The sequence below is a fragment of the Streptococcus ictaluri 707-05 genome, assembly GCF_000188015.2.
In the GTDB taxonomy this organism is placed as follows: domain Bacteria; phylum Bacillota; class Bacilli; order Lactobacillales; family Streptococcaceae; genus Streptococcus; species Streptococcus ictaluri.
On the sequence record NZ_AEUX02000008.1, the window covers coordinates 30,945 to 43,655 of the forward strand.

The window sequence follows — 12,711 nt, forward strand, 5'->3', positions numbered from 1 at the left end:
ATGTGTAAAAGGAGTGATAGGATTGAAATTATGGCAAGCACATATTGGTGTGGATTATCAAATTGATGAGATTGACTTAGCAGCTGATTATCAAAGGCATTTGGCCATTCTTGGTATTAGAATAGGGAGTCAGGTTAGGGTCTTATCAAAGACTAAGACCAGCCTTATTTTGATGCTTAAGACAGGACGTCTAGCCTTTGATCAAAGTATTCTTGATAAGATTGAAGTCCAAGAAATATCTGATAGTCAGCCACTGATCCCCTTATCGGAATTAAGCGTCTCAGAAAAAGCTGTTATTAAGGGAATTTATGCCTCTAAAGAAGCCAAGCGTCGCTTGATGGATATGGGCTTAACTCGTGGGACAACTGTTCAACTCTGCAAAAGAGCTCCCTTAGGAGATCCTCTGGATATCAAAGTTAGAGGTTATGACTTAAGCTTACGGCAGTCCGAAGCTCAATTGATTTCAGTAGCTAAGGTAGAAATTGAGGAATTGCCATGATTAAAATGGCCTTAATAGGAAACCCCAATAGTGGTAAAACCAGTCTCTTTAATCTTTTAACAGGGACTAACCAAAGAGTAGGTAATTGGCCAGGAGTGACGGTTGATCAGAAAAGTGGTTTCTTAAAAAAGGATAAAAGGATTGAAATTCAGGATTTGCCTGGTGTCTATTCCATGTCACCATACAGTCCTGAAGAAAAAGTGGCGCGTGATTACCTCTTGAGCCAGGATGCTCAAGTCATTCTTAATGTGGTTGACGCGACTAATCTAGAACGTAACCTTTACTTGACGACTCAGCTGATGGAAATGGGTATACCTATGGTCGTAGCGCTAAACATGTCCGACCTTTTAGAGAAATCAGGCAAAGCTATTAATCCGGATAAATTGAGTTATCAGTTGGGTCTGCCAGTTCTTTTAACCAGTGCCCTTAAGCACAAAGGGGGGCAGGATTTGATTGAAATGGGGAAAAAACAAGCTAAGTTAAGTCCTTTTTCGCCATCCTTTCCCACCTATGATAGTCGGCTAGAAGCCGCCTTAAGTCAAATTCTGGATCTTCTTGAGGATTGTGATTTGGGCAAGAGTTACCGTTACATTGCTATCAAATTATTTGATCGAGATCCTCTTGTTCTAAGCCAGTTATCGCTTAGTCCACAACAAGAAAATGACATAGAAGAGATTAGGCAGATTACAGAGTCATTATTTGGAGAAGACGCTGAATCTATTGTGATTAATGAACGCTATGCTTATATTGAACAGGTCTGTCATATGGCACAAATTAAGACCAGTGATTTTGACTTAAGCCTATCAGATAAGATTGATCGTATTGTTACGCATCGTGTCTTAGCCTTGCCTATTTTTGCCTTCACCATGTTCTTGGTTTATTTTTTAGCCATTCAAACGGTTGGAACAATGGGGACTGATTGGGTCAATGACCAACTATTTGGACAATACCTTCCAGATGTGACGACTTCCGTATTACAGTATTGGCAGGTTGCTCCTTGGATGCAAGCCTTAATCATTGATGGTATTTTAGCTGGTATTGGTGCTGTCTTAGGATTTGTTCCTCAAATAGCGGTTCTCTTTTTGTGTCTAGGCATTTTGGAAGGTATTGGTTATATGAGTCGGATTGCTTTTGTCATGGACCGTATGTTTAGACGCTTTGGCCTTTCAGGGAAATCCTTTATTCCCATGTTAATTGCGACAGGATGTGGTGTGCCAGCTGTTATGGCGAGTAGGACTATTGAAAATGAACGAGACCGAAAAATAACTATTATGACAGCAACCTTTATGCCTTGTTCTGCTAAGTTGGCTATTATTGCCTTAATTTCAGGAGCTTTCTTCCCAGATAGTCCCTTTATTGCACCAAGTGCTTATTTTATTGGGATGGCCTCTATTATTTGTTCTGGAATTGCTTTGAAAAAAACGAAATTCTTAGGAGGACAAACCAGTCCCTTTATCATGGAACTACCAGCTTACCATCTGCCAAATCTTTTTACAGTAGGACACTATGCTTTTGGAAAAGCTTGGAGTTTTGTCAAACGTGCTGGAACTGTTATCTTTAGTTTAACTATATTAATTTGGTTTTTATCAACTTACGACTTTAAGTTACAGCCAGTTCAAACTAATCATAGTATCTTAGCTCAATTTGGTCACCTTTTTGCCTGGTTCTTTAAGCCACTTGGTTTTGGGAATTGGCGAGCGACAGTCGCTGCCTTGACAGGATTAGTAGCTAAGGAGACGGTAGTGGCCACCTTGGGGATTTTGTATCATCATGCAGATGCCAATGAGACAAGTAAAGCCTTATGGACCAGTCTTCAAATGGATTATTCTGCCTTAGAGGCCTATTCTTTTTTAGTCTTTAATCTTTTATGTGCGCCTTGCTTTGCAGCTATTGGAGCTATCAAAAGAGAAATGAACAGTTTGAAGTGGTCTTTAGTGGCTATAGGCTTTCAGACGGCTTTTGCTTATCTGGTCAGTATGGTTATTTATCAGCTTGGCTTACTGTTAATGAGGGGTTCCTTCACGTTATGGACTTGGCTAGCTATTGTAGTTGTTTTGGTAATGCTGTACCTAGTCTTTAGAAGACCAACTGAAAAAACCCTTGAAGTTATTCAACTGGATACGTTAGCTAAGATAGATCAAAAAGGAGAACACTAATGTCAACACTTATTATTGGATGTGTTTTATTGCTTTTAGTTGTTATCAGTATTAGATATGCGATTAAGCAGAAAGGGTCTTGTGGGGATTGTCACTGTTCTTGTCCCGTGAAAAAAGAAATGACTAAAAAACGATAAGGATTTGAAGGAGCAGGTTTGGCTCCTTTTTGATATAATGAATAAAATAGAAATGAATGTAAGGGGAATGTAAATGACAGAATTGATTGATGGCAAGGCCTTAGCCCAAAAAATGCAGAAGGCCTTAGCTCAAAAAGTGGCTAAACTAAAAGATGACAAAGGCATCGTTCCAGGTCTTGCTGTGATTTTGATCGGAGATAATCCAGCCAGTCAAGTCTATGTCCGAAATAAGGAGCGTGCAGCACTTGCAGCAGGATTCAAGAGTGAAACCATTCGCTTATCAGACGCTATCTGCCAAGAGGAATTAATCGCTATTATTGAGAAGTATAATGCTGATGAAACCATACATGGTATTTTGGTTCAGCTGCCCTTACCGAATCACATTAATGATAAAAAAATTATTTTGGCTATTGACCCTAAAAAAGATGTTGACGGTTTTCACCCCATGAATACAGGACACCTCTGGTCAGGAAGACCCCTTATGGTTCCTTGTACACCTGCTGGTATTATGGAATTGTTGCATGAGTATCAGGTGGACTTAGAGGGGAAACACGCTGTTATTATTGGACGCTCGAACATTGTGGGTAAACCCATGGCTCAACTGCTCCTTGATAAAAATGCAACGGTAACCCTTACCCATTCTAGGACACGACATCTTGAGGACGTTTGTCGTACGGCAGATATCCTCATTGTGGCTATTGGGCAAGGGCATTTTGTAACGAAAGCGTTTATCAAAGAAGGTGTTGTTGTTATTGATGTTGGCATGAATCGTGATGATCAAGGAAAATTAATCGGAGACGTTGCTTTTGATGAAGTGTCCCAAGTAGCAAATAAAATCACACCCGTTCCAGGAGGGGTAGGGCCCATGACGATTACCATGTTACTGGAGCAAACCTATCAAGCAGCACTTAGAAGTGTTTCGCACTCTTCTTAATTTGCTCTGCTAGTCATAACGGTAAATGAAGTCCTTAGGGGGCTTCTTTTTAGCTCTTTTGAGGTCACTTTTTCAAAAGAAAAATGGTATAATTGCATTAGTATACCGTTTCCCTTTTTTAGGGATGACAAAGAGAAAGGTGGTTTGATGACAGATTATTTAAGCGTCACTAATCTAACGAAATACCTCAAGTTAAAATTTGATCGTGATCCTTATTTAGAAAAAGTTTATCTGACAGGACAAGTGTCTAATTTTAGGAAAAGACCTACCCACCAGTATTTCTCTTTAAAGGATGAGGGAGCTGTCATTCAAGCAACCATGTGGGCAGGAGCTTTTAAAAAACTTCCCTTTGAATTGGAAGAAGGCATGAAGCTTAATGTGGTTGGACGTGTCCAGTTATATGAACCAGGAGGTTCTTACTCCATTATTATTGAAAAAGCAGAGCCGGATGGTATTGGTGCTCTTGCCTTACAATTTGAACAGCTCAAGAAAAAATTAGCAGAGCAGGGCTTTTTCGATGCCAAGCACAAAGAAGGCATTCCTCAATTTGTAACCAAAATAGGTGTCTTAACCAGTCCTAGCGGTGCAGTGATTCGTGATATTATTACGACCGTTTCCAGACGCTTTCCTGGTGTGGAAATCCTATTGTTCCCAACAAAGGTTCAGGGTGAAGGTGCCGCTCAAGAAATTGTAAGTAATATTGCTAAAGCCAATCAGCGTGATGACTTAGATTTGTTAATTATTGGTCGTGGTGGTGGGTCTATCGAAGACTTGTGGGCCTTTAATGAAGAGGTGGTGGTTGAAGCTATTTTTGCTTCCAGATTGCCTGTTATTTCTAGTGTAGGCCATGAAACGGACACTACCTTAGCAGATTTTGTAGCAGATCAGCGGGCAGCAACGCCAACAGCCGCTGCTGAGTTAGCCACACCAGTGACTAAAGCTGATATTCTGTCGTGGATTGTCGAGAGACAAAATCGTGCTTATCAAGCAAGCCTGCGTCTGATCAAGCAAAAACAAGAGGGGCTTAATCAGCAGATGCGGTCAGTAATCTTTAGACAGCCTGAACGCTTGTATGATGCTTACCTTCAAAAGATTGATCGTTTAACCTTTTCCTTAGCTAATTCTGTTAAAGAAATGATTCAGCTAAAAAAAGAAGGGCACTTGCATGCGCAACATCGCTTGTCAGCTCTAGGTTTGCCTGCTCGACTAGCACGCTATCAAGATCAGATTAATAACGCCAATCGTTTATTGCTATCGCAAATGTCAAATCAATACGATAGCAAGCTAGCTCGTTTTGAAAAAGCTCAGGATGCCTTATTATCCCTTGATACCAATCGGATTATCGCTCGTGGTTATGCCATGATTTATAAAGAAGGACACCTAGTGTCTTCCACAAAAGACCTTCAAAAAGGCGATCAATTAGCTGTAACCTTAAAAGATGGACAAATAGAAGTAGAGGTAAGAGATGTCAACTAAGAAAACATTTGAAGAAAATTTACAAGACTTAGAGGCTATTGTAAGCAAACTAGAAAATGGAGATGTGCCATTAGAAGAGGCAATTGCTGAATTTCAAAAGGGAATGCTCTTGTCAAAAGACCTTCAAAAAACCTTGCAAAGTGCTGAAAAAACCTTAGTGAAAGTCATGCAAGCAGACGGAACAGAAGTAGAAATGGATGCCCAATGATTAGCCTTAACAAAATCGATGAGGCCATTCACGATTATTACCAAAAGTCGCACTCTCAAGTTTCCACAGACTTGATTGAAGCTATTTTATATTCGGTAAATGGTGGTGGAAAACGCATTCGCCCACGCATCCTATTAGAATTGCTAGAGGGGTTTGAGATTACTTTAACAGAGAGTCATTATATGGTGGCTGCAGCGCTTGAAATGATTCATACAGGGTCGCTTATTCATGATGACCTTCCTGCCATGGATAATGATGATTACCGTCGCGGTCGTTTAACCAATCATAAGCAATTTGATGAAGCTACAGCTATATTAGCGGGAGATGCTTTGTTTTTAGATCCTTTTGATGTATTAGTCAAGGCTCATTTAAAGGCAGAAGTAACCCTTCATTTAGTGACCTTATTATCAAGCTCAGCAGGAAGCTTTGGCATGGTCGGTGGTCAGATGTTAGATATGAAAGGTGAAGAAAAATCCTTATCACTTTTGGATTTGACTGCGATTCATACCAATAAAACAGGAAAACTATTAGCCTTTCCTTTTTTGGCTGCCGCTATCATTGCAGAAGCGTCTGAAAAGGTGTGTGGGCAATTTTGGCAAGTGGGTATGCTTGTTGGGCATGCCTTTCAGGTTAGGGACGATATTTTGGATCTGACAGCTAGTTTTGATCAGATGGGGAAAACTCCCCAAAAAGATATCGCTTCTCAAAAATCAACCTATCCTAGTCTATTGGGCTTAGAGGAGTCTTATGCTGTTTTAAAGGACAGTTTGACTCAAGCCAAAGACTTGCTTGAGCAAATTGCTCAAGAGACTAACTTCAATGCTCAAGAGATAGTAAAACTAATAGAAGGACTACGATTAGATGCCTAAAGAAAGAGTAGATGTCTTAGCCTATAAACAAGGCTTATTTGAGACACGTGAGCAAGCCAAGCGAGGCGTTATGGCTGGTCTTGTGGTTTCGGTTCTGAATGGGGAACGTTTTGATAAACCAGGAGAAAAAATTGATGAAGCTATTGAATTAAAGCTAAAAGGTGAAAAGCTTAAATATGTTGGTCGTGGTGGTTTAAAACTCGAAAAAGCCTTAAATCTTTTTAAGCTCTCCGTTCAAGATAAAATCTGTATTGATATTGGTGCCTCTACAGGTGGTTTTACGGATGTCATGCTTCAATCAGGAGCTCAGTTGGTTTATGCAGTTGATGTTGGAACCAATCAGTTAGTCTGGAAATTACGTCAAGATTCACGTGTTCGTAGTATGGAGCAGTACAATTTCCGTTATGCCAAAGCAGATGATTTTGAAGAAGGTAGACCTAGTTTTGCAAGTATTGATGTATCCTTTATTTCCCTAAGCCTAATATTTCCCGCTCTAGTTGAAGTCTTGGCTGATGGGGGGCATGTCGTTGCACTGATTAAACCTCAGTTTGAAGCTGGCCGTGACCAAATTGGTAAAAAAGGAATTGTCAAAGACAAACAGGTTCATGAAAAAGTGATACAAGATGTCATTAGCTTTGCTGAAAAAAACGAATTAATGATTAGAGATTTGTCCTTTTCTCCAATACAGGGAGGACATGGCAATATAGAATTTTTAGCTCACTTTGAAAAGGTTACAAGTCCTGAAAAGACAGATGTGATATCTAATCAAGCTATTAGGGAAGTTGTGACCCAAGCACATAAGGAATTTGAAAAACATGAAAAAGAATGAACGTTTAGATTTAATCAAGAATCTAGTTCTCAATCATGATATTGAGACTCAGCATGATTTGTTGCAGCGCTTAAAAGAACATGGATTGGTTCTCACTCAAGCAACCATTTCAAGAGATATGAATGAGATTGGTATTGTTAAGATTCCTTCAGGTTCTGGACGCTATGTTTACGGCTTATCACAAGATAGTGGTAAAAAAGTAGTCCAAAAACCTACTTCCATAAAAAGCACTATTCTAGAAATATCTGAAAAAACGGAAGGGCTTGAGCGCTTTTTATATCTAACTGTAGTACCTGGAAATAGCAAGTTGATCAAGCGCTATTTATTAACCGACTTTTCTGAGCAAATTTTTAGCCTTGTTGTCGACGATGATAGCCTCTTATTGATAGCTAAAACACAAGAGGCTGCTGATTTTATACGTCATGAAGTAAGACTTTGGATGCAAGGAAAAGACTAAGGCTTTAGGGGAGAAGAACATGTTATTAGAAATTTCCATTAAGAATTTTGCTATTATAGAAGAAATCTCCCTAAATTTTGAAAACGGGATGACAGTTCTAACGGGTGAAACAGGAGCAGGTAAATCAATCATCATTGATGCCATGAACATGATGCTTGGAGCGCGTGCTAGTACAGAAGTGATTCGTCATGGCGCTAATAAAGCAGAAATTGAAGGTTTCTTCTCTCTTTCTGAAAATCGTGACTTACAAGCCTTGTTAGAAGAATCGGGAATTACCATAGAAGAAGAATTGATTGTACGCCGTGATATTTTTGCCAATGGTAGGAGTGTTAGTCGTATCAATGGTCAAATGGTCAATTTGGCAACCTTAAAGAAAATTGGACAGTTTTTAGTTGATATTCACGGTCAACATGATCAAGAAGAACTGATGAGACCACAAATGCATTTGCATATCTTAGATGCTTTTGGTGATGACCATTTTAGGCAAGTCAAAGAGAACTATCAGAGACTTTTTGATAGCTATAAAATCTTGCGAAAAGATGTTCTTGAAAAACAAAAAAACGAGCAAGAACATAAAGCCAGAATTGACATGCTCGCTTTTCAAATGGCTGAAATTGAAGCTGCAGATTTACAACGAGATGAAGATCAGGTGCTTAATCAAGAAAGAGAGCGTCTTCTCAATCATAAAAAAATAGCAGATACCTTAACAAATGCCTATCTGATGTTGGATAATGATGACTTTTCAAGTTTATCCAATATTCGCTCAAGTATGAACGATTTACAAAGCATAGAGACCTTTGCCCCTGATTATAAGCAGTTTTCCACTTCTATTGCGGAAGCATACTATATCTTAGAAGAAGTGAGTAAGCAATTAGCTACATCTCTTGATGAGCTTGATTTTGATGGTACACGCCTACAAGAAATTGAATATCGATTAGATTTGTTGAATAGCTTGAGTCGAAAATATGGCGGAGATGTTAATCATGTGATGGATTATTATACCAATATTGTCACAGAATATCAGTTACTCACCGGTGATGAAAGGACCTCAGGTGAGTTAGAGATAGAGTTGAAAAAACTTGAAAAACAATTGGTAATTGCAGCTCAGGACCTGAGTGAGGGTCGTCACCAGCTGGCTTCAACCTTAGAGACTGACATCAAATCACAACTGAAGGACCTTTACATGGAAAAAGCTGATTTTAAAGTGTCATTCACTAAGTCAAAATTTAATCGTCAAGGAAATGAACAGTTAGAGTTTTATATTTCAACCAATCCAGGGGAAGGTTTCAAGCCTTTAGTTAAGGTAGCGTCTGGAGGTGAGTTGTCTCGCCTAATGTTAGCAATTAAAGCGGCTATTTCTAAAAAAGAGGATAAAACCAGTATTGTCTTTGATGAGGTCGATACAGGGGTATCAGGCCGTGTCGCCCAAGCCATAGCACAAAAAATCTATAAAATTGGACAGCACGGGCAAGTCTTAGCTATCTCTCATTTACCACAAGTCATAGCCATTGCTGACTACCAGTACTTTATTTCTAAAGAAAGCAAGGAAGACTCGACGGTTTCAAAAGCAAGATTATTAACACATGAAGAGCGTATTGAAGAGATTGCAACTATGATAGCAGGAACTGATATGACTCAAGCTGCTCGTAATCAAGCAGAAGCCTTATTGAAAAAGTTCTAATCTTATTTCTCATTTTGAAAAAAGAGTTTTTCTTAAAATAGAGAAATCGATTAAAATCCTTATTATAACTAAAGAAGCCGTAAAAACATGCGGTTTTTTTAGTTTTCTACTATTGACAAAACCTTAATTAATAGTAAAATAAATAAGAGAATTCTAATCTAGGAGGTATATATGTCTAATAAAAAAATGTATTTCTCAACAATACTAATATGGACAGCCTTGACATGCCACACACAACTAATCAAAGCTGATCAGGTCTTAGAAACGATGGCATCTGTGGACCAGAAAGTTGATTTAATGCCCACTAATGAAGGCTCAGCCTTTCATTTAGAAGAGAAAGCGGCAGAGGTATTACATATCATTGAAGAAGTGGCCCCAGAAACTTTAAGTGATCAGGAAAAAATCGAACGTACAGAATTGATTCAACAGTTTCTAGACGATTTAGATGCTAAAGATTCTGATCAAGAGCTTATAGTCGAAAATTCAGATACTCTTTCTGAACCACATGTAGAAATAAATAGTCCTCAAGCAGAAGATGATTTTGATTTATCGACTGTTTTTGTGGCTAAGTTACCAACCGAAGAACAGATTAATCCTTTAGAATTGGATTATTATAGTAGTTCTGAGATAAACAAGCGCTATCAAGCCGCTCGTCAGGAGCTACAAGTAAAGATGACACAGTTTAATAAAGCAAGCAAAAGCTTTGTCAATGCTATCAGCAATCGTTCTCATCTGAAACCATCTAAACTTTACCTTGCGGCTCAGCATGAGAAACAAAAAGTTGAACAATTGGTTCTAAAAAGCCGGGAGGCTGAACAGATTAGCCAAACTCCTACCTCTATCATCAATGAATTTTTATCATCTATTAATGGTGAGGGAGACCGAATTTCTGTTCCTTATAACAGAAAAATTAGCTTTTTAAAATCAACTAGTAGACTTCAATTACCAAATACTGGAGAAAAAACAGAGAGATTACCTCAACTTTTAGGAATGCTCTTGGTAACAGCAGGAGTTGTTGGACAATTTCTCAGAATAAAAAGAAATTAGGCTTCTTTAAGCCTAGTTTTTATTTTTAAGGAGGTTATAGCCTTTACTTATTTTGATTTATTTACCAATGAGTGATAAAATAAAGAGATGATAAACTAGACTAGAATGGAAAAAGACATGGGAAAAATTAAAATTGTTGCAGATTCTTCAATGACCATTGAACCTGAATTGGTTAAAGAACTTGATATTACAGTTGTACCACTGTCGGTCATGATTGACAGCAAACTTTATTCGGATAGCGACTTAAAAGAAAAGGGACACTTTTTGTCATTAATGAAGGCTAGCAAGTCACTACCAAAAACCAGTCAACCACCTGTTGGCTTATTTGCAGAAGTGTATGAGCAGTTGGTAGCTGAAGGAGCAACCGATATCATTGCCATTCACTTATCCCCAGTTCTGTCTGGAACCATTGAAGCTTCTAGACAAGGAGCTGAAATTGCAGGTGCGCCTGTAACAGTGTTAGATTCTGGATTTACTGACCAAGCCATGAAATTTCAAGTGGTTCAAGCTGCCAAGATGGCTAAAGAAGGAGCAGAGCTTTCTGAAATTCTTGATGCTATCCAAGAAATAAAATCCAAAACGGAACTCTACATTGGAGTATCGACTCTCGAAAATCTTGTTAAAGGAGGTCGTATCGGTAGGGTAACAGGTCTTATTAGTTCTCTTTTAAACGTTCGCGTCCTCATGGAAATGAAAAATGATGAGTTAAAAACCCTTGTCAAAGGTCGTGGTAATAAGACCTTTATCAAATGGTTGGAAACCTATTTGGAAGCTAATGCTCACAAACGCATCGCAGAAATTGCCATTTCTTATGCTGGAGAACCAGACTTGGCTGAGAGCTTAAAGGAAAAAATTGCTGCTGTCTATGACAAGCCAATTGCGGTTTTGGAAACAGGATCAATCATCCAAACTCATACTGGTGAAGGTGCTTTTGCGGTGATGGTTAGATATGAATAAGCGTCAGTTTCTAAAAGGATTATTGGTCTTTCTTTTTGCTTTTTGCATTTCGCTCTTTTTACTAAATAATCTGATTCCAAAATCAGATTCTAAATTGAAAAAGAGTGACTTTTTAAAAAATGAAAAAATCGACTTTACTTACGTGGCTATTGGTGATTCCTTGACGGAGGGGGTTGGTGATCTAACCAACCAAGGTGGTTTTGTTCCTCTGTTATCAGACGAAATCAGTGATACTTTTTATGCTAAAGTTAGTCATAAAAATTATGGGGTTTCGGGAAATACCAGTCAACAAATCTTAAAAAGGATGTCTACAACTAAAGACATTCAATCAGATTTAAAAGATGCCGATTTATTGACCGTAACAGTTGGTGGTAATGATGTCTTAGCTGTCATTCGAAAGAATTTAGCTCATCTAAAACTATCTAGTTTTGATAAGCCTTCGATAGCCTATCAAAAACGTTTGCGCCAGATACTAGATTTAGCTAGGAAAGATAACAAGGACTTGCCCATTTTTGTGGTTGGTATCTACAATCCATTTTATTTGAATTTTCCTGAATTGACTGATATGCAAACAGTTATCGATGACTGGAATCAAAAGACAAAAGAAACCATTTCGTCCTACAAAGGTGTTTATTTTGTTCCTATTAACGATTTGTTGTACAAAGGGGTAAATGGACAAGATGGACAAGAAGGCATTATTCAGTCCTCAGGAGATCAAACAAGGGGCATTAACGATGCTCTATTTACGGGTGATCATTTCCATCCTAATAACACGGGTTATCAAATCATGTCAGATGCAATAATGGAGAAAATTAGGAAACATGAAAAAGAAATTAAACCTTAACTGGTGGAAGTGGGCCTTCTTATGCTTATTAGCTTTAAATCTAGCTTTTGGGGTGGTTATTGGAAGTCGCCTTATCCAAGTCAGAGAACCAGAATCAGAATTGATTGCTAAAAAGAAACTCAACAATATTAAGGTTGGTACTTTTACCACGAATCGTGAGCAACTAAATGAAACAGTAGCTAGTTATTTAAAGGATTATCAAACAAAAACCTTACACTACAAGTTTTATGCTACATCAACGTCTATCTTATTTGAAGGAACCTATCAATTATTAGGCTATGAAGTACCACTATATATTTATTTTCAACCCAATCGTTTAGATAATGGGGCTGTTCAATTACAGGTGGTTTCGTTCTCAGTAGGTACCCTTCCTCTTCCTGAAAAAGATGTTTTACAGTATTTGAAATCAAGCTATAAGCTACCTAAATTTGTCAAAGTAATGCCAAACCAGTCTGCTATCATTGTGAATTTACAAGAATTGAAGAATGACGCAAATGTCTACTTAAAGGCAAAAAAAGTGGATTTAGTCAAGGACCAAATTAGCTTTGATATTTATAAGAAATAGGACCGCGTTGTAAAATGAAGTGCAACAAAAAAGACATGTTCGTCTGATATAC

14 protein-coding genes are annotated in these 12,711 nt (G+C 38.3%); all 14 read left to right on the forward strand.

All coding sequences use genetic code 11. The annotated features are described in order from the left end of the window. The first annotated feature begins 22 nt into the window (after positions 1-22). The 14 genes from STRIC_RS10555 (at position 23) to STRIC_RS10620 (ending at position 12,659) form a co-directional block, all read left to right on the forward strand. Entirely contained in the window at positions 23-499 is a 477-nt protein-coding gene (locus STRIC_RS10555; protein WP_008090552.1) for a FeoA family protein, read from the forward strand. Next, complete coding sequence (gene feoB / locus STRIC_RS10560; protein WP_008090781.1) at positions 496-2,655, forward strand: ferrous iron transport protein B; 2,160 nt, start codon at positions 496-498, stop codon at positions 2,653-2,655. The genes STRIC_RS10555 and feoB overlap by 4 nt, the downstream gene beginning before the upstream one ends. Next, positions 2,655-2,792 (forward strand): hypothetical protein, encoded by a 138-nt coding sequence (locus STRIC_RS12480; protein WP_040832499.1) that lies wholly within the window; start codon positions 2,655-2,657, stop codon positions 2,790-2,792. The genes feoB and STRIC_RS12480 overlap by 1 nt, the downstream gene beginning before the upstream one ends. 73 nt (positions 2,793-2,865) lie before the next feature. Continuing rightward, entirely contained in the window at positions 2,866-3,726 is an 861-nt protein-coding gene (locus STRIC_RS10570; RefSeq protein WP_008090516.1) for a bifunctional methylenetetrahydrofolate dehydrogenase/methenyltetrahydrofolate cyclohydrolase, read from the forward strand. A 147-nt stretch (positions 3,727-3,873) separates the two neighbouring features. Beyond that, on the forward strand, positions 3,874-5,202 hold the full coding sequence (xseA, locus tag STRIC_RS10575; RefSeq protein WP_008090558.1) for an exodeoxyribonuclease VII large subunit: 1,329 nt from the start codon (positions 3,874-3,876) through the stop codon (positions 5,200-5,202). Continuing rightward, positions 5,192-5,410 carry an exodeoxyribonuclease VII small subunit gene (locus STRIC_RS10580; RefSeq protein WP_008090833.1) on the forward strand — a complete coding sequence of 73 codons (219 nt, stop codon included), beginning with the start codon at positions 5,192-5,194 and terminating at the stop codon, positions 5,408-5,410. Before xseA ends, STRIC_RS10580 begins: the two co-directional genes overlap by 11 nt. Continuing rightward, positions 5,407-6,279 carry a polyprenyl synthetase family protein gene (locus tag STRIC_RS10585; RefSeq protein WP_008090591.1) on the forward strand — a complete coding sequence of 291 codons (873 nt, stop codon included), beginning with the start codon at positions 5,407-5,409 and terminating at the stop codon, positions 6,277-6,279. The genes STRIC_RS10580 and STRIC_RS10585 overlap by 4 nt, the downstream gene beginning before the upstream one ends. Next, positions 6,272-7,108, forward strand: a complete 837-nt coding sequence (locus STRIC_RS10590) for a TlyA family RNA methyltransferase (protein ID WP_008090688.1) — start codon at positions 6,272-6,274, stop codon at positions 7,106-7,108. The genes STRIC_RS10585 and STRIC_RS10590 overlap by 8 nt, the downstream gene beginning before the upstream one ends. Continuing rightward, complete coding sequence (locus tag STRIC_RS10595; RefSeq protein WP_008090736.1) at positions 7,095-7,565, forward strand: arginine repressor; 471 nt, start codon at positions 7,095-7,097, stop codon at positions 7,563-7,565. The genes STRIC_RS10590 and STRIC_RS10595 overlap by 14 nt, the downstream gene beginning before the upstream one ends. A gap of 19 nt (positions 7,566-7,584) precedes the next feature. Further along, entirely contained in the window at positions 7,585-9,246 is a 1,662-nt protein-coding gene (gene recN, locus STRIC_RS10600) for a DNA repair protein RecN (RefSeq protein WP_008090503.1), read from the forward strand. Between the two features lie 171 nt (positions 9,247-9,417). Then, positions 9,418-10,293 (forward strand): LPXTG cell wall anchor domain-containing protein, encoded by an 876-nt coding sequence (locus STRIC_RS10605; protein ID WP_008090661.1) that lies wholly within the window; start codon positions 9,418-9,420, stop codon positions 10,291-10,293. Between the two features lie 117 nt (positions 10,294-10,410). Beyond that, positions 10,411-11,250 (forward strand): DegV family protein, encoded by an 840-nt coding sequence (locus STRIC_RS10610; protein ID WP_156033622.1) that lies wholly within the window; start codon positions 10,411-10,413, stop codon positions 11,248-11,250. Further along, positions 11,243-12,094: an SGNH/GDSL hydrolase family protein gene (locus tag STRIC_RS10615; RefSeq protein WP_008090524.1), complete on the forward strand. Its 852-nt coding sequence runs from the start codon at positions 11,243-11,245 to the stop codon at positions 12,092-12,094. The genes STRIC_RS10610 and STRIC_RS10615 overlap by 8 nt, the downstream gene beginning before the upstream one ends. Then, entirely contained in the window at positions 12,072-12,659 is a 588-nt protein-coding gene (locus STRIC_RS10620; RefSeq protein ID WP_008090724.1) for a YpmS family protein, read from the forward strand. The genes STRIC_RS10615 and STRIC_RS10620 overlap by 23 nt, the downstream gene beginning before the upstream one ends. Positions 12,660-12,711: the final 52 nt, after the last annotated feature.